The organism is Arthrobacter sulfonylureivorans (genome assembly GCF_047607445.1).
In the GTDB taxonomy this organism is placed as follows: Bacteria; Actinomycetota; Actinomycetes; order Actinomycetales; family Micrococcaceae; genus Crystallibacter; species Crystallibacter sulfonylureivorans_A.
This window is the reverse complement of the sequence record NZ_JBLKRT010000001.1, coordinates 157,007-173,543: the sequence shown is the minus strand read 5'-3', so window position 1 is coordinate 173,543 and position 16,537 is coordinate 157,007. Positions and strand designations below refer to the sequence as shown.

The window sequence follows — 16,537 nt, the reverse complement described above, 5'->3', positions numbered from 1 at the left end:
GCGCCCCGCCCACTTTCTTTTAAGCCCCGTTCCAAGCACTGTCTCCAGCCCGTCGAACCAGAAAGCTACTTGTGGAGCAACGCAGAATCAGGATCGCCGCCGTAGGTGAACAACTGCTGGCCGGCGTGGGAGACCCGCGCGCCCTCGGATGGTTGGGCCGCACCCTGGCCCGGACCAACCCTGAACCAGCCACCCTGGAGTCCTTCGTCCTGGCATCGCCGAACGAAGGGACGGAGGAACTGGCCGGCCGCTGGCTCCAGGAAGCCGGCCGGCGTTTCGATGACGGCTTCGAAAACCGGCTGATCATCGGCCTGTCCGGCCGCGACCTCGACCTCGGCTTGTCCACGGCCCGCAGCAGGCTCAACCTGGCGAACATTCTCGACGGCGCGGCGCAGCTCAGCGTCAAGGTCTTCGTGGTCGGTCCGCCGCCCGGGCTGGACGCCGCGCGCAATTCCCAGCTCGCCGAACTGTCGACCGCTTTCGGCGACGTCACCACGCGCCGCAAACACGTCTTCGTGGACACCTTCACGCCCCTGCTCAACCACGAGCAGTGGCGCACCGACCTGGCCGGCAACGGCGGAACCCCGGGCCAGGCGGGCTATGGCCTGCTGGCATGGCTGGTCCTGCACCGGGGCTGGTATCCGTGGCTGGACCTGCCCGAACCCTTCTAGCGACCACACCCCGAAGAACCTCGGGGCAACTCCTTTCAGTTCCCAGACGGCGGGACCGGCCCTGCTCCGGTTCCGCCGTTCTGTGTCTGCTCCTGTTGCTGAACCTGTTGCTCTTCTTGCCGAACCTGCTGCTCCGCACGGCACACCCCTTGCCCTCGGCCATATCGCGATATATCGTGTCTCCCATAACGAGATATATCGCGTTGGGAGCGGTGTGTCGCTACAGGCAGGACAAGTCATGAACGATACGTGGAGCATCGGCGGTCCACAGACCATCGAGGTTGACGAGGTTCGCGCACTCAAAGCCTCCATCGTCAAGGGGCGGCTGGACATCATCGTGCACGATGAGCCGGCCGTCAGGGTGGAGGTCTCCGAGGTCATCGGCGCACCACTGGAAATGACCCTGCGCGGCGGCGTGCTGGAGATCAGCCACCACAAGGGCGGCGAGGGCGCTTGGGGTTTTTTGGCGCGGCAGGTCAATCTGGCGGTCTCCGGCTACCGGGAGGAAGCCGTGATCAGCATCGCGCTGCCCCGGGACGTTGCGGTCAAGGCGTCCACCGTCAGCGGGGACGGCCTGGTCAGTGGCACCGCTGCCAACGTGGATTTGAATACGGTGTCCGGCTCCATGATGGCTGACCAGACCACCGGCGTGCTCACGGTCAACACCGTCAGCGGCGAAATCATCGTGCGACACCACAGCGGCACGTTGGCGGTGAAGAGTGTCTCCGGCGAGGTCACGGCGTCGGGCGATTTGGGTCATATCCGGGCCAGCACGGTCAGCGGCGACCTGAGCTTTGACCTGCAGGGCGCCCCCCAGGATCTGGCCGTCAATTCCGTATCCGGCAACGTCACCGTTCGGGTGCCCGAGCACTACGGCGTGGACGTGGCGGCTTCCTCGGCCACAGGCAGCATCACCGTCAACGACCAAAAGTTCTTCGGCTTCTCGGAGAAAGTGAAGACCCGGATAGGTCCCGAAGGCCGCGGGCTCACCGTCCGGTCCAGTACCGTCTCGGGCACCTTGGCGGTTTTCCACCGGGACACGGCCGGAAGCCAGGTGAACTGATGCCTCCGGTATTCGCCCACGGTGCCCTGCGGCTCTACCTGCTCGCCCTGGTGGCAGAGGGAGACAAGCACGGTTATGACATCATCCGTGCCCTCAGCGACCGGTTTGGCGGCACCTACTCCCCCAGCGCGGGCACCGTCTATCCCCGGCTGGCGAAACTTGAGGAAGAAGGACTGGTTGCCACGGTCTCGGACGGACGGCGCACGGTCTACAGCATCACCGATGCCGGACGGCGGGAACTGGCCGCCCGACAGGGCGAGCTGGCCGACGTCGAAGCTGACATCTCGGCCTCGGTGCGGCGGCTGGCCGACGGGCTGCGGGACGAACTGCGCAGCTCCATGAAAGGGCTGCGCGCCGATCTTGCGGCCTCGGCCGAGGCCGCCCGCAGCACGGCCAGGAATTCTCCGCGGGCGGCTGATGCTGCCGGGGCCCGTACGGTGAAGGAGCTGGAACACCTGCTCAATGACTTCCGCGACGACGTCCGGGTGCGCCTGCGCCGGCGCAGCGCCACCGGATCCGTCGACGAAGTTGCCGTGCAGACCATACGGACGGTGCTGGATCAGGCCAAAGCGTCCATCACCGCAGCCTTGCGCTGACTTCCAGGCGCAGCCCGCTCTGCGCAGAGCTCCGTCAGTTAGGAGCAGGCGCGGGCATGTGAAAGACTGGTGCGCAGTTCTTTTTCATCCAGCAAAGGAGGCAGCTATGAGCAAGCGTGCACGCAAGCGCCGTGACCGTAAGCGCGGCGGCGCAAACCACAGCAAGCGCCCCAACACCTAAGCGGTTGGGCACCAGCCCGCGCGGCTGATGCTGCTGACGAAAGAACCCCCGTGCCCATCTGGGCGGCGGGGGTTCTTCCGTTGTTGCTGCGGGCCGGCAGCCCCTGGGAGTCCGGCCGGCCGATCAAGCTAAACGGTGTCGGATTCCCTGATGTGGCCGATCTTGTCCAAGATGCGCTCCTTAAGGGTCTGCGGTGCGGCTTCCTGGCAGGAGCGCTTCACCACCGAGCGGATCAGGCATTCCAGATTGTGTTCTTCGGCGCACTCTTGGCAACTGTCGAGATGCGCCTTGATCTCCGCGAGGTCGTCGCGGGAGAGTGCGCCGTCAACGTACTCGTAAATCCGTTGCATCCGGTCGTCTTCGCAGTCGCCCAGTCCGTGGCAGTCGCTCATTTGACGTTCTCCTGTTGTGTCCCCACCGCCGCCGCGGCGTCTTTCCTGTCCTTGGTACTGCCCATGCCGCGTTCGTGCGCGTAGTCCGCAAGCAGCTCGCGCAACAGCTTGCGTCCCCGGTGCAAACGGGACATCACGGTACCAATGGGGGTGTTCATGATTTCCGATATTTCCTTGTACGCGAAGCCCTCTACATCCGAGAAGTAGACGGCCAGCCGGAATTCCTCCGGAATGGCCTGGAGGGCGTTCTTCACATCAGAATCCGGCAGGTGGTCCAGTGCCTCCGCTTCCGCAGACCGCAGTCCCGAGGAAGTGTGGGAGGCCGCCTGGAACATCTGCCAGTCCTCTACCTGGTCCGTATTGGACTGTTGCGGTTCGCGCTGGCGCTTCCGGTAGAGGTTGATGTAAGTGTTCGTCAGGATCCGGTACAGCCAGGCCTTGAGGTTGGTCCCGGGCTTGTACTGGTGAAAAGCCGAAAACGCCTTGGTGTAGGCCTCCTGCACCAGATCCTCGGCATCGCTGGGATTGCGTGCCATCCGCATCGCGGCAGAGTACAGCTGGTCCACATACTGCATGGCGTCGCGCTCAAAGCGGGCGCGGCGCTCTTCGGCAGTTTCCGTCTGGACGTCAACCTCGTCCGGCTGCCCCGTTGTTTCTGGGCTGCTGCGGTTTGTGGCGGCGTCCGAATTGTCAGTCGTCATTGGCTCCCAGTCTACGCTGAGCTTCACGACCCCCTGGGCCGGTGCCGCGCCGTCTACCGACCCCGCGGGGGCCGGCTCGGCAAGCGCTGTAGTCACAGGTTTTCCCTTCGTTCCGACACATGGTGGACCGGAGACAATGCACCGGTTGTTCCTCTGATGGGTAACACTCGATGCGGGACCGCTATTCCCTTCCGATGATGGACAAACCCTCAGGCAAGGTGTGCGGTGCCAACAAAAGTGCCAGACTAGTGTCCAGTGCCGCCTCCCCGCGGTCCGGCCGAGGGGAAAGGTACAGATTCCTTCGACGCACGCCGACGCCCAGGAGGCTTCCATGTCAATCGTCCGCCTTGCCGCCCGTCCGCTGCTGGCCACCAGTTTTATAGCCACCGGCATCGACCGCTTGCGCCACACAGAGGAAACAGCTGCCTCCTTGCGGCCGCTGGTTCAGCAGACAGAATCCGTCTTTCCCGCGGCAGGAGCGTTGGCCGGGCAAGAGAAGACGATTGCACGCGTCATCGGCGCAGCCCAGGTCGGCGCAGGCGTCCTGCTGGGCATGGGCAAGTTCTCCCGCCTTGCAGCGGCACTGCTGGCCGGCACCACCGCGGTTAACACGCTGGTGGAATACCGGGCTGCCGATTCCACCACTCCGGAAGCCAGACGAGACCGCCGCAACCGGCTCCTGAAGAACCTGTCGCTGGCCGGAGCGGTCATGCTGGCAGCAGTCGACACCGCCGGCAAGCCGGGCCTGGTCTGGCGTGCCGAGCATCTGGCGGCCGACGCCCGGCGCAACGTCCGCTCGATCAGCAAGGACGCGCGCCGCAATGCCGCGTCGATGGGCAAAGACGCCCGCAAGCACCTGAAGAAGGCAGAGCGCACCGTGCGGGAAGCCACCGCGGACGTGGTGGGATCCTGAACGAAATGCCCATGGTTGCCCAGAGCTGGCCGGCTCCCTATGCAGAGAAACCGATCGACGCAACGGTCCAGATCCCTGCTTCCAAGTCCCTGACCAACCGGTATCTGGTGCTCGCGGCGTTGGCCGACGGCCCGTCCCGGCTCCGCGCCCCGCTGCACTCACGTGACACCTTCCTGATGGTGGATGCGCTTCGGTCCTTGGGCGCCCGGATTACCGAGGCGGAGGGAGACGGCCGGTTCGGCCCCGACCTGCTGGTGGAGCCGATTGACCCGGCGCACCCGCTGGGGGGTGCCGGTATCGATTGCGGTCTGGCCGGCACCGTCATGCGCTTCGTGCCGCCGCTGGCAGCACTGTGCACGGGACAGGTTGAGTTCGACGGCGACCCGGCGGCACGGCGCCGGCCGATGTCCCCCACCATCGACGCGCTGCGCCAACTGGGTGTGGAAGTGGACGACAGCGGACGCGGCAGCCTCCCCTTCCGCATCACCGGCACCGGCAGCGTGCCCGGCGGTCATCTGGCGATTGATGCCAGCGCGTCCTCACAGTTTGTCTCCGCCCTGCTGCTGGTGGCTCCGCGCTTCCGCGACGGCCTGCATCTGGAGCACGTCGGCGAGCGCGTGCCGAGCCTGGACCACATCGCCATGACGGTCCGGCTGCTGCGCGACCTCGGCGTGGCCGTGGACGACTCCCGCCCGAACCACTGGGTGGTCTCCCCCGGTCCGATCCGCGCCTTCGATACCCGGATTGAGCAAGACCTCTCCAACGCCGGACCGTTCCTGGCCGCCGCGTTGGCCACCCGCGGCCGGATCAGGGTGCCGAATTGGCCGGCTTCCACCACCCAGGTGGGCGACGCCTGGCGGGACATCCTGCCCCGGCTCGGCGCCACGGTCACGCTGGAAGACGGGACGCTTACAGTAGTCGGCGGCGAAAAGATCACCGGCGCGGACCTTGCCGATACCAGCGAACTGGCTCCCACTGCGGCGGCCCTGTGCGCGCTGGCCGACGGCGAGTCCCGGCTGAGCGGTATTGCCCACCTGCGCGGGCACGAAACCGATCGCTTGGCTGCCCTCGTGGCGGAAATCAACCGGCTGGGCGGCGACGCCGAAGAGACGGCCGACGGGCTGCTGATCCGGCCCCGGCCGCTGCACGGCGGGTTGTTCCACTCCTACGAAGACCACCGCATGGCTACGGCCGGAGCCATCATCGGCCTGGCTGTGCGCGGCGTGGAGGTGGAGGACATCGGGACGACGGCGAAGACCATGCCCGAGTTCCCGCAGCTCTGGCAGGAAATGTACGCTGCCGCACCGGCACCCACCGAAGGCTGACGGTGGCGCGTAGTACTGGAAGCTGGGACGAGTCGGATGTGCGCATCCGCCCCAACAAGCGCGGCACACGTCCACGCACCAAGGACCGCCCCGCCCACGAAGACGCCGAGCTCGGCCGGATCGTGACCGTCGACCGTGGCCGCTACACCGCCGTCGTCGCCGAAGACACCCCCGAGGAGCGCACCGTCGTCGCGGCCCGCGCCCGGGAGTTGCGCCGCACTCCGGTGGTGGCCGGAGATTTCGTGGCCCTGGTCGGGGACGTGTCCGGCGAACCGGACAGCCTGGCCCGGCTGGTCCGGGTGGAGGAACGACGGACGCTGCTGCGCCGCAGCGCGGATGACACCGACCCGGTGGAGCGCGTGGTGGTGGCGAATGCGGACCAACTGATCATTGTGGTGGCCGCGGCCAATCCCGAACCCCGGACCGGCTTCATCGACCGGGCACTGGTGGCGGCGTACGACGCCGGGATCAGTCCGCTGCTGTGCGTGACCAAAGCGGACCTGAAGGATCCCGCCGAACTGCTGTCCAACTACACGCATCTGGACCTGCCGGTGATCGTCAGCCGCACGGCGGCCGTGGACGCTGCCGGCGTGGATACGCTCTCCGACGAGGGCCTGTCCGCCCGGCTAGATACCGAGGCCGTGGCAGAGCTGCGCGGTTACCTCGACGGCAAGGTCACCGTTACCCTGGGTCATTCGGGCGTCGGCAAGTCCACCATGGTCAACGCGCTGACCGGCGCCCAGCGTGCCACCGGCGGGGTCAACGCCGTCACCGGGCGCGGCCGCCACACCTCGTCGTCGGCGTTGGCGCTGAAAGTCCTGGACGCGCCGGCCGGCACCTGGATCATCGATACTCCCGGCATCCGCTCCTTCGGATTGGCCCACGTGGATCCCGACCGCATCCTGTCGGCCTTCCCTGATCTGGGGCCCGGCACGGCCGACTGTGCGCGCGGCTGCAAGCACGACGCGTCCGCCATCGACTGCGGTCTGGACGCCTATGTGGCTGACGGCGGTGCCGGCGACGCCGGGACGGTCCGGCTGGCGTCCCTGCGCCGCTTGTTGGGCGCCGAGGAACGGCCGGAGGCCAAGGAGCTCGGCACGGTCTAGGTTTGCCGCCCGGTTGCGGGCGCTGCCTCCCGCGTCCGCGCTGCACTTACCGATAGGTTGAAACCTATGACCCACGCTCCGCAAACCTACAACGACGATCTGCGCCTGGCCCACGTGATGGCCGACTCCGTGGATGCGCAGACCATGGCCCGGTTCAAGGCCCTCGACCTGAAGGTGGAGACCAAGCCGGACCTCACTCCGGTCACCGACGCCGACCGCGCCGCCGAAGAAGCCATCCGCGGGCAGCTCTCCCGGTCCCGGCCGCGGGATGCGGTGCTGGGTGAAGAGTTCGGCAGCAGCGGGCACGGCACCCGCCGGTGGATCATCGACCCGATTGACGGCACCAAGAACTTTGTCCGCGGCGTACCCGTCTGGGCCACCCTGATCGCCCTGGTGGACGAGGGACAGCCGGTGGTGGGCCTGGTCAGTGCGCCGGCACTGGGCAAGCGGTGGTGGGCCGCCAAGGGAACCGGCGCCTACACCGGGCGTTCGCTGGCCGCTGCCACTAGGCTGCAGGTTTCCGCCGTGGACCGGCTGGAGGATGCGTCGATGTCCTATTCCAGTCTGGGCGGTTGGAAGGAACGCGGGAACCTGGACGACTTCCTCGAGCTGACCGAATCGGTCTGGCGCACCCGCGCGTTCGGCGATTTCTGGTCCTACTGCCTGGTGGCCGAAGGCGCCGTGGACATTGCCTGCGAACCGGAGCTGAACCTCTACGACATGGCCGCCCTGGTCCCGATCGTCACCGAAGCCGGCGGCAGGTTCAGCTCGCTGGAGGGCGAGGACGGCCCGTTCGGCGGCAACGCGCTGGCTACCAACGGCCTACTGCACCAGACCGCACTGCACCGCCTGAACCCCGAACTGCGTGGCCAGCGCCCGGCCGGGTCGGCCACCGCGGCATACGACGACGAAGCAGCCGGCGGCACCGAAGCCGGCGGCGAGGGCCGGTAACCGGCCGCTGTACAAGGAGCACCACGTGGCACACGGCGGCCCCCGGATGGACGATGAGCGGCGCCGGGCCTACGGCGACACCTTCCAGCAGGGCGGCGAACACTACGACCGCATCCGTCCCGGCTACCCGGACGACGCAGTGGACTGGCTGCTGCCGGCCCACGCCCGCACCGCCGCTGATCTGGGTGCCGGCACCGGAAAGTACACCGCCGCGTTGGCCGCGCGGGGACTGCAGGTGATTGCGGTGGACCCGTCTGCCGACATGCTCGCCCAGCTGCGACGCAACCTGCCCGGCGTGGCCACCGTGGTGGGTACCGCGGAGCAGACCGGGATCGCCGATGCCAGCATGGATGTTGTCACTGTGGCCCAAGCCTGGCACTGGACCGACCCGCTCCGGGCCAGTACCGAGGCCGCCCGCATCCTGAAGCCCGGCGGTGTCTTGGGATTGGTGTGGAACCAGTTGGATACCGGCGTGCCGTGGGTACACCGGCTCACCCGCATCATGCATGCCGGCGATGTGCTCAAACCGGATTTTCGTCCCCGGATCGGACCGGAGTTCAGCGGACTGGAAGGGCACGACACCCACTGGCAGGACCCGCTCAGCACGCTGGATGTGATGGAGCTGGCCAAAACCCGCAGCTATTACTTGCGCGCCAACGAGGCAACCAGGACCAAAGTGTTGGCCAACCTGGACTGGTACCTCCACGACCATCTGGGCCACTCCCCCGGAGCACCGATCGGGCTGCCCTATCTGACCCACAGCTGGCGGGCACGGGCGGCCTGAGCTCCGGGACGCTGCCCCGGACGCACCCCGGGCGCCGTCACAGACCTGCCGCAGCTTGTCATCAGGCCAGCCGTCCGGCAAAATTTAGGCATGCCGAAATATTGGGTGAAGGTATGCCTGTTGGCCGTTGCCGCCGTGCTGGCGGTGGCCGGCTGCGCCCCTCCTCCCGCACCAACCGCCGCCGCGGCCGACGACCGGCCGCTGGTCCTGACCACCTTCACCGTGCTGGCGGACATGGCCAACAAGATTGGCGGCGGACACGTGGAGGTCATCTCCATCACCAAGATCGGCGCGGAAATCCACGGCTACCAGCCCACGCCGTCGGACTTGATCAAAGCGCAGGATGCCGACCTGATCCTGGACAACGGGCTGGGGTTGGAACGCTGGTTCGCGCGGTTCCTGAACGCAGTCCCGGCCCCGCACGTGGTGCTCAGCGACGGCGTGGAGCCGGTGAATATCACTGCCGGAAACTATGAAGGCCGCCCCAATCCGCACGCCTGGATGTCGCCGGAAGCCGCCAAAATCTACGTGGACAACATCGTGCGCGCCTTCAGCGACCTGGTGCCTGGGCACGCCGATGATTTCCAGCGCAACGGCGCGGCCTACCGCGGGGAACTGGACAAGCTGATGGACGGGCTGAAGACCGCCTTCGCCGATCCGGCGGCCGTTCCCGCCCTGGTCAGCTGTGAAGGGGCATTCTCGTACCTGGCCCGCGACGCGGGGCTGCACGAGGCCTACCTCTGGCCGGTGAACTCGGACGCCGAGGGCACGCCCCGGCAGATCAAAGAAGTCATCGGACAGGTCCGCGAACACCGGATCCCGACGGTGTTCTGCGAATCGACCGTCAACCCGGAATCGATGCGCCAGGTGGCGAAAGCCACCGGCGCCCGGTTCGTCACGCCGCTGTACGTAGATTCGCTCTCCGGACCCAATGGACCGGTGCCCACCCATCTGGAGCTGATCAAGCACGACATCTCCCTGATCAAGGAAGGACTGGCGCCGTGAGCACACACGTCATCCCGGCCGGGTCCCCTGCTATCTCCGTGGCCGGCCTGCATGTGGCCTATAACGACGTCGTCGCGCTGGATGACGTCAGCGCAACGGTGGCCCTGGGGACCATCTGCGGGCTGATCGGCGTCAACGGCTCCGGCAAGTCCACGCTGTTCAAGTCGCTGATGGGTCTGGCGCATCCCACCTCCGGCACCGTGGAACTGTTCGGTCTTCCGCCCCGGCAGGCACGGAAGTTGAATCTGGTCAGCTACGTTCCACAGTCCGAAGATGTCGATTGGACCTTCCCGGTGTCGGTGCGGGATGTGGTGATGATGGGCCGCTACGGCAGGCTGGGCCCGATGCGCCGGCCGCACCGCGGGGATCGCGAAGCCGTGGATGCGGCGCTGGAACGGACGGGACTGAGCCACCTGCAGCAACGGCAGATCGGCGAGCTGTCGGGGGGCCAGCGGAAACGTGCTTTTGTGGCCCGCGGCATCGCGCAGGACGCCGGGCTGCTGCTGCTCGACGAGCCCTTCGCAGGCGTGGACAAGGCCTCCGAAGCCGGCCTGATCTCGCTGCTGAAGGAGCTGCGCCACGAGGGCAAGACGATCCTGATCTCCACCCACGATCTGGCCGGCATTCCGCAACTGTGCGACGAGGCGATCCTGCTGCACCAAAAAGTACTGGCGCACGGATCGCCGGCGGAAGTGTTGACCAACGATAACCTGGCCCTGGCATTCGGCTCCGCGCTGATCGGCCCCGCGGAAGGAGCCCACCGTGGACTTGCTTAACTGGCTGCTGGAACCGCTGCAGTACGGTTTCCTGACCCGTGCCCTGCTGGTCACACTGGCAGCGTCCATCGTCTCCGCGGTGTTGTCCTGCTGGCTGATCTTGATGGGCTGGTCGCTGATGGGCGATGCGGTCTCCCACGCCGTGCTGCCCGGCGTCGCGTTGGCCTACATCATCGGCATCCCGTTCTCGCTCGGCGCGTTCATTTTCGGCGCGGCCGCGGTGGCGCTGATCGGAGGTGTGCGCTCCTCCACCCGGTTGAAGGGCGACACCGTCATCGGCGTGGTCTTCACCGCGTTCTTCGCGGCCGGCCTGGCGATCATCTCCAAAACCCCGAGCCAAACCGACCTGCAGCACATCCTGTTCGGCAACGTTCTGGGCGTCAGCGACGGCGAACTGCTGCAGGTGCTCGGCCTGGGCGCCGTCACACTGTGCGTCCTGCTGTTCAAACGCCGCGATCTCACCCTGTTCGCCTTCGACCGCGTCCACGCCCACGCCATCGGGCTCAACACTCGATGGTTGTCGGTGCTGCTGCTCGGGTTGCTGGCGCTCACCGTCGTCGTCGGCCTGCAGGCGGTGGGCATCGTGCTGGTGGTGGCCATGCTGATTACTCCGGGCGCCACGGCCTTCCTGCTGACCCGACGGTTTGACGCGATGCTCGTCATCGCCGCCTCAGTCACTGCCGCGGCCTCGATCGCCGGCATTTATGCCAGCTACTATCTGGACGTCGCGACCGGCGCGGCCGTGGTCCTGGCCCAGGCGCTGGTCTTCCTGGTGGTCTACCTGTCCGCGCCGCGAACCGGGGTAATCTGGCAGTTGGTACGCCGCCGGTCCGCCCGGCGGAGCGACGCCTTACAGCCGGATACCAGCAGCGCCACGCTGTAAGTCTGCAGTCCTTTGAGGACGTACGGAGAAAGGGTGAAACCGCAATGCCACCGGCCAAAAAATCCGCGCTCAGTAGCGGCTCGTCCAGTGTGCAGGACTACGTCAAGGTCATCTATGCCTTCACCGAGTGGCAGGACAAGCCCATCACGTCCTCCCAGCTAGCCGTGCGCCTGGGCGTGGCCAACTCGTCGGTCTCCGAGATGGTGCGCAAGCTGGTGGACCTGCAACTGGTCGACCACCGGCCGTACAGCGCCATTGAACTGACCAGCGCCGGCCGCCGGCTGGCACTGACCATGGTCCGCCGGCACCGGGTCCTGGAGACCTTTCTGGTCCAGGAACTCGGCTATGCCTGGGACGAGGTCCACGACGAGGCGGAGTTGCTCGAACACACCGTCTCCGACACTTTCATCAACCGAATGGCAGCCAAGCTGGGCGATCCACAGCGCGATCCGCACGGCGACCCGATCCCCGCCGCGGACGGCACAGTGCATGTGCCTCACGCCGTGCAACTGGAAGAACTCGACGGCGGGCACACCGGCCGCATCACCCGGATCAGCGACGCCGACGCCGATCTGCTGCGCTTCTTCAGCTCCGAGCAGATCAGGCTCGACGACCGCGTGGAGGTTGTTGGCCGGCGACCCTTCGGCGGTGCCTTGGTGGTGCGTTTTGGCCCCAGCGGATCCGCCCGCGAGCTTGACCTGGGCGACCAGGCGGCCGCGGCGCTGTGGGTGCACAGCGATCCGCACCCGGGCTGCCTGCTCGCCTCCTGAGTACGACGGCGCCCGCGCGCCTTGCGCTGGCCGGCGGAGGTTCAGGGCCCTCCCGAGCGCTCCCAAGCACCCCGCTGAAGGGGGATTTTCCGGGGTCGGGCCGTCGGGACGGCGCACATAAGCGGCTACCTATCGGTTAGGCTCGGCAATACCGACGTCGGCAGAAGAAAGGTGTCCCATGGCAACTCTGGGAATTGAGGAAGAATACCTGCTGCTGGATCCGGCAACCGGGATGCCCGTCCCGATGGCCGACAAGGTCGCCGAAAACCTTGAAGGATCGCTGCATGTTGCCCGCGGGGACATCCAGCGGGAGCTGCTCACTTGCCAGATTGAAACCGCAACCGCGGTCTGCGCCACGCTTACCGAAGCCGAGGAGTCGCTCCTGAACTTCCGCCGGGAACTGGATGCTGCTGCCCGGAAGACCGGCGTCAGGGCCGCTGCCACCGGCACCGCACCGCGGATCCAGGACGACTACCCGGAAGTCACGGACAACCAGCGCTACCACCAGCTCAAGGCCAGCGCGAAGGGCATTGTGGCCGACCAGTTCGTCAACGGCCAGCACGTCCATGTATCCGTCCCGGACAAGGAAGCCGGAGTGCAGGCCTTGAACCGGATCCGGCCGTGGATGCCGGCGGTGGTGGCGCTCAGCGCCAACTCACCCTACTGGCTGGACCGCGACAGCGGCTTCGGCAGTTGGCGGATTGTGCACTACCGCCGATGGCCGGTCCAGGGCTGCGCACCGGTCTTCCGCGACGCCGCCGACTACGAGCGTCGCATCCAGCGCCTGGTGGACTCGGGCGTCATTATTGACCGGGGTGTCCTCACCTGGCTGGCCCGGCTATCCGACCGCTACCCCACGCTGGAAGTCCGGGCGGCAGATGTACAGCTCGAGGCCCAGGACGCCGTGTTGATCGCGGCAGTAATCCGGTGCCTGATCACGACGGTGCTGGCCGATGAAGCTGCCTCGCGGACTTTCCTGCAGCCGGAGCCCGAGTTGCTGGATGCCGCTGTGTGGCAGGCCGGCCGTCAGGGCCTGTCCGACCGGCTGGTGGACCCGGAGTCGGGCCTGTTGCTGCCGGCGCGGGACGTGGTGGGCATGCTGCTGCGCTACATCCGGCCCGCGTTGGAGGAGGAGGGCGATTCTGCCTGGGTGGATGCCAGCATAGAACGGCTTTTCGCCACGGGAACCGGCGCCGAACGGCAGCGGAAGGCGATGGAGACCGGCGGTCTGCCGGCGCTGATGGATCTTTACGCGACGTCGCTGACCGCCGAGCCGTAGTCCGCGGCGCCGAACCCGGCTAGGTCAGCAAGGGCGCCATGATCTTCGTGATCTTGGCCGAAGGCTCCACGCCGAATTCCCTCCAGAGCCGGGACTTGAAGACTTCGAACGCCCGCAAAGCCTGGGCATAGTTGCCATCGGCAATGTGTGTTTCCAGCAACAGGCGCTGGGCGCTTTCCCGCAGTGGCTCAATGGCGATGGCGAATCCGGCCGCATCGTTGGCCTGATCGGTCTCGCCGCGCTCCAGGTACCGGCTGGCGAGACGTTCCAGCGCCGAGAGCCTCAGCTGCTTCCACCGCTCCTGCTCTGCCACGACCCAGTCCTCGTACCATCCGGGCAGCAGCTCGGCGGTGCGCAGTCGATCGAGCATGGCCGGCGGCAGGCCTGCACTCCGGTCCCCTTCCAGCGCAGCTACGCGCCGGCCGATTTCATGAACATCCACCACCACGTCCGGAGCGAGCGCCAGCGGATCCCGGCTTTCCACCAGCAAGCCAGGCAGCTGATGGGAGATCATCCAGATGGTCTCCCGCAGGCTCCCCGTTGCCTGCCGGTCGGGACTGTCAGGCCAAAGAAGCCCGGCCAAAAACGCTCGTGGCGCACTGCCGTACAAGGCCAAAACGGCGATGAGTCGCTGCTGTCGAATGGTTACTTTGACGGGAGTCGTCCCTCGGCGAATCTGCCATCCCCCTAGCAATTGGACTTCCCAGATGTGTTCTATTGCATTCATTTTTGTGCCCCCCAGGCATCTTGATGCGCACCCCAACCCACTGCCGAAACACCTTCCTGATCAGCTTCCCATCCTGTCCGGCGTTGTCAACGCAGCTAAAGGATTCATCCTGAAAATAACCTGAGTCCAATCCTTGAGAACGCCTTTCTGCTGGCGAAAGCTGAACGGAGCCCACCCGGTTGCGGCCAGCGCCCTTCAGTCAGCGTCCTGCAGTCACCTCCCACACGGCGCAGCCCGCCCCACAGCCAGGCGCTTGGCAACGTCGCCCCGGAAAACGGGCACAAAGTTGCGGCAGTCGGGGTCCCGGTCCATGGTTGTAGGTGATGATCACCAGACGCGAAGCGGCCCAGTTCCTCGATATCCCACCGGAGATGGCGAAACGCCACGGCATCCCGGCCCGCATATCGCAGGAGGAGCTTGCCGCGATGGATGAGAACCCGCCGGCCTGGCTGGCCCAGTCGCGTGCCAATCGAACCGGCAAGCGGCCTGTCTGGACAACGTTGGAATGCGTCATCTGCGGCCAAACGGAGACCGCCCGGCCGAAGAAATGGTGGCCGGAGTTCACCTATGTCTACTGCCAGCACCACGATCCCGGCGAGCTGCCGGAATTGCCGGCGGAATGGGTCCGCAGCGAGTATGACGGCATCGGCACCAGGTTCATCGGGGTCGTCGACGTGGCGCTGCCCGGTTCCTGAAAACAGGAACCGGCCCTGCGGCAGAAGCCAGGCAAAGAAAAAGCCCCGGAGAACCCGGGGCTAGATCAGTGGAGATGGGGGGAATTGAACCCCCGTCCGATGTTGTGTTGCCAGGACTTCTCCGGGCGCAGTTTGCGTCGGGTTTTCTTGGCCCCAACCATCCTGCAAACAGGTGGCTGACCCGGGCCCAGCCGTCTAAATGTTCCGAATACCCCAACGGCGAAGGTATTCAGCAGTGGCTCTCTTAATGACGCCAGCATCCGGGGCGAGAGCATCCCCGGGCTGACGGACTTGCAACGCTACTTAGGCAGCGAGTGCGAAGTCAGTGCGCTTAGATTCGGCACTTATTGGTTTGCAGAGAGCGTTTCCGAGATAACTCTGCATCCTCGGCCCGCTTCCCCTGGCGCGACTAACATCGTCGAAACCTGTCATCCCCGTATGTAGTTATCAAAATAACCATTTGTGCCGGTCAGTTACTTGTCCGGACCATCCAGTGTAACCCATCCGCTCAGCTGTCTATTCCCGTCCCGTTCTAGCCAGCATGCGCGGGCGAGATTACTCTCGAACCATGGTCGTGCGCGCAGCGGAAGGCACACCGTCGGGACCGGCGTCCATCTCGGCGACGTTCGGCGTCGAGGAAGAATTTCTGTTGATGGATCCCCGATCAGCACAGCCGGTGCCCACGGGGCCGGCAGTACGGGCGGCCCTGCGCCTGGACACTAACCCGGACTGGGTCAGCACCGAACTGCTCGACTGCCAGGTGGAGACCGCCACACCGGTATGCCGCACGCTGGCGGAGGCGGCCGAGGCCTTGCTGGACTTCCGCCGCGACTTAGCCACTAGCGCGATCGCTACCGGGGCAGCCGCGGCCGGAATCGGAGTGATTTTCGACGCCGATCTGCGGCCCGCGTCCGTGACAGACTCTCCCCGATACCGCGGCATCGCAGAACGCGCGCCGGCACTTGTGGCGGATCAGTACGTCACTGGCATGCACATCCACGTTGAAGTGCCCGACCCGGAGGTCCGGCTGCAGGTCCTTAACCGGCTGCGGCCCTGGCTGCCCCTGCTGACTGCGGTCGCGGCCAACTCGCCGTTCTGGCGCCATGCGGACAGCGGCTTCGCCAGCTGGCGGACCATCCTGTACCGCCGCTGGCAGATCCAGGGCTGTCCGCCGTTTTTTGCCGACCTGCATGACTACCGCGTCCGCGTGCGGAAGTTGTATGCCTCCGGTGTGGCACCGGACCCGGGACACATCTCCTGGCTCGCGCGGCTGTCGGACCAGTTCCCCACCATCGAGGTCCGGGCTTCCGACAGCCAGCTCACGGCCGCCGACAGCGTGCTGCTGGCCGGACTGGTCCGGGCGCTGGTCGCTACCGAACAGGCCGACGCCGTCGCCGGCAACCCCGCTGCCAACCACTTCCCCGAGCATCTGGACGTGGCGCTCTGGCAGGCCGCCCGGTACGGGCTGTCGGACAAGCTGGTGCATCTGGACTCGGCCACTCTTTGGCCGGCGTTCGATGTTCTGGAGCTGCTGCTTCGGCACATCGACGACGCCTTGGAACAACATGGCGACCGCGGTTGGGTGCATGAGCAGTGCGCACGGCTGCGGTTGGAGGGCAACGGCGCGCAGCGTCAGCGGGTGGCGCTGGCCAGCGGCGGACTGCCGTCATGGCTGGATTTGGTGAGCCGGTCGATCACGGCGGGCTGACGGTGCACGGG

At 66.4% G+C, this 16,537-nt stretch carries 19 protein-coding genes and 1 other RNA gene; 16 read left to right on the top strand and 4 right to left on the bottom strand.

Going from position 1 to position 16,537, the window contains the following annotated elements; all coding sequences use genetic code 11:
• Nucleotides 1-71: 71 nt before the first annotated feature.
• The 4 genes from ACMX2H_RS00795 (at nt 72) to ACMX2H_RS00780 (ending at nt 2,511) form a co-directional block, all read left to right on the top strand.
• The gene (locus ACMX2H_RS00795) at nt 72-671 is read left to right on the top strand and encodes a GDSL-type esterase/lipase family protein (RefSeq protein ID WP_414958510.1); all 600 of its coding nucleotides are present in this window, start codon (nt 72-74) and stop codon (nt 669-671) included.
• A gap of 238 nt (nt 672-909) precedes the next feature.
• A complete protein-coding gene (locus ACMX2H_RS00790) occupies nt 910-1,734 on the top strand; it encodes a DUF4097 family beta strand repeat-containing protein (protein WP_414958509.1) in 825 nt (274 codons plus the stop codon).
• Nucleotides 1,734-2,330 carry a PadR family transcriptional regulator gene (locus ACMX2H_RS00785; RefSeq protein WP_414958508.1) on the top strand — a complete coding sequence of 199 codons (597 nt, stop codon included), beginning with the start codon at nt 1,734-1,736 and terminating at the stop codon, nt 2,328-2,330. Before ACMX2H_RS00790 ends, ACMX2H_RS00785 begins: the two co-directional genes overlap by 1 nt.
• Nucleotides 2,331-2,436: 106 nt before the next feature.
• Nucleotides 2,437-2,511, top strand: a complete 75-nt coding sequence (locus ACMX2H_RS00780) for a 50S ribosomal protein bL37 (protein WP_394940783.1) — start codon at nt 2,437-2,439, stop codon at nt 2,509-2,511.
• A 128-nt stretch (nt 2,512-2,639) separates the two neighbouring features.
• Here the strand turns inward: ACMX2H_RS00780 and rsrA are convergent, their stop codons facing one another.
• Nucleotides 2,640-2,903, bottom strand: coding sequence for a mycothiol system anti-sigma-R factor (gene rsrA / locus ACMX2H_RS00775; protein ID WP_136784606.1), 264 nt, complete (start codon nt 2,901-2,903; stop codon nt 2,640-2,642).
• Nucleotides 2,900-3,604: a sigma-70 family RNA polymerase sigma factor gene (locus ACMX2H_RS00770; RefSeq protein ID WP_414958507.1), complete on the bottom strand. Its 705-nt coding sequence runs from the start codon at nt 3,602-3,604 to the stop codon at nt 2,900-2,902. The genes rsrA and ACMX2H_RS00770 overlap by 4 nt, the downstream gene beginning before the upstream one ends.
• Before the next feature lie 331 nt (nt 3,605-3,935).
• On the opposite strand from ACMX2H_RS00770, the gene ACMX2H_RS00765 reads away from it, so the two are divergent.
• The 10 genes from ACMX2H_RS00765 (at nt 3,936) to ACMX2H_RS00720 (ending at nt 13,396) form a co-directional block, all read left to right on the top strand.
• Nucleotides 3,936-4,517 carry a DoxX family protein gene (locus tag ACMX2H_RS00765; protein WP_414958506.1) on the top strand — a complete coding sequence of 194 codons (582 nt, stop codon included), beginning with the start codon at nt 3,936-3,938 and terminating at the stop codon, nt 4,515-4,517.
• Nucleotides 4,518-4,528: 11 nt separating this feature from the next.
• Nucleotides 4,529-5,842, top strand: a complete 1,314-nt coding sequence (gene aroA / locus ACMX2H_RS00760; protein ID WP_414958505.1) for a 3-phosphoshikimate 1-carboxyvinyltransferase — start codon at nt 4,529-4,531, stop codon at nt 5,840-5,842.
• 2 nt (nt 5,843-5,844) lie between these two features.
• On the top strand, nt 5,845-6,948 hold the full coding sequence (rsgA, locus tag ACMX2H_RS00755) for a ribosome small subunit-dependent GTPase A (protein ID WP_414958504.1): 1,104 nt from the start codon (nt 5,845-5,847) through the stop codon (nt 6,946-6,948).
• Between the two features lie 66 nt (nt 6,949-7,014).
• On the top strand, nt 7,015-7,899 hold the full coding sequence (hisN, locus tag ACMX2H_RS00750; RefSeq protein WP_414958503.1) for a histidinol-phosphatase: 885 nt from the start codon (nt 7,015-7,017) through the stop codon (nt 7,897-7,899).
• Nucleotides 7,900-7,924: 25 nt separating this feature from the next.
• Nucleotides 7,925-8,683, top strand: a complete 759-nt coding sequence (locus tag ACMX2H_RS00745; RefSeq protein ID WP_414958502.1) for a class I SAM-dependent methyltransferase — start codon at nt 7,925-7,927, stop codon at nt 8,681-8,683.
• A gap of 90 nt (nt 8,684-8,773) precedes the next feature.
• Nucleotides 8,774-9,688, top strand: a complete 915-nt coding sequence (locus ACMX2H_RS00740; RefSeq protein ID WP_414958501.1) for a metal ABC transporter substrate-binding protein — start codon at nt 8,774-8,776, stop codon at nt 9,686-9,688.
• Nucleotides 9,685-10,464: a metal ABC transporter ATP-binding protein gene (locus tag ACMX2H_RS00735; RefSeq protein WP_414958500.1), complete on the top strand. Its 780-nt coding sequence runs from the start codon at nt 9,685-9,687 to the stop codon at nt 10,462-10,464. The genes ACMX2H_RS00740 and ACMX2H_RS00735 overlap by 4 nt, the downstream gene beginning before the upstream one ends.
• Nucleotides 10,451-11,347, top strand: coding sequence for a metal ABC transporter permease (locus ACMX2H_RS00730; RefSeq protein ID WP_414958499.1), 897 nt, complete (start codon nt 10,451-10,453; stop codon nt 11,345-11,347). The genes ACMX2H_RS00735 and ACMX2H_RS00730 overlap by 14 nt, the downstream gene beginning before the upstream one ends.
• Before the next feature lie 44 nt (nt 11,348-11,391).
• Nucleotides 11,392-12,117, top strand: a complete 726-nt coding sequence (locus ACMX2H_RS00725; RefSeq protein WP_414958498.1) for a metal-dependent transcriptional regulator — start codon at nt 11,392-11,394, stop codon at nt 12,115-12,117.
• A gap of 178 nt (nt 12,118-12,295) precedes the next feature.
• The gene (locus tag ACMX2H_RS00720; protein ID WP_414958497.1) at nt 12,296-13,396 is read left to right on the top strand and encodes a carboxylate-amine ligase; all 1,101 of its coding nucleotides are present in this window, start codon (nt 12,296-12,298) and stop codon (nt 13,394-13,396) included.
• Between the two features lie 19 nt (nt 13,397-13,415).
• On the opposite strand, the gene ACMX2H_RS00715 is transcribed toward ACMX2H_RS00720, so the two are convergent.
• Nucleotides 13,416-13,910 (bottom strand): AfsR/SARP family transcriptional regulator, encoded by a 495-nt coding sequence (locus ACMX2H_RS00715; protein ID WP_414958496.1) that lies wholly within the window; start codon nt 13,908-13,910, stop codon nt 13,416-13,418.
• Nucleotides 13,911-14,446: 536 nt separating this feature from the next.
• Here ACMX2H_RS00715 and ACMX2H_RS00710 point away from each other — a divergent pair.
• Complete coding sequence (locus tag ACMX2H_RS00710) at nt 14,447-14,818, top strand: hypothetical protein (RefSeq protein ID WP_414958495.1); 372 nt, start codon at nt 14,447-14,449, stop codon at nt 14,816-14,818.
• Between the two features lie 66 nt (nt 14,819-14,884).
• Here ACMX2H_RS00710 and ssrA read toward each other — a convergent pair.
• Nucleotides 14,885-15,254: a transfer-messenger RNA gene (gene ssrA, locus ACMX2H_RS00705) on the bottom strand.
• Nucleotides 15,255-15,386: 132 nt separating this feature from the next.
• Between ssrA and ACMX2H_RS00700 the strand changes: the two genes are divergently transcribed.
• Nucleotides 15,387-16,526 carry a carboxylate-amine ligase gene (locus ACMX2H_RS00700; protein WP_414958494.1) on the top strand — a complete coding sequence of 380 codons (1,140 nt, stop codon included), beginning with the start codon at nt 15,387-15,389 and terminating at the stop codon, nt 16,524-16,526.
• Nucleotides 16,527-16,537 lie beyond the last annotated feature (11 nt).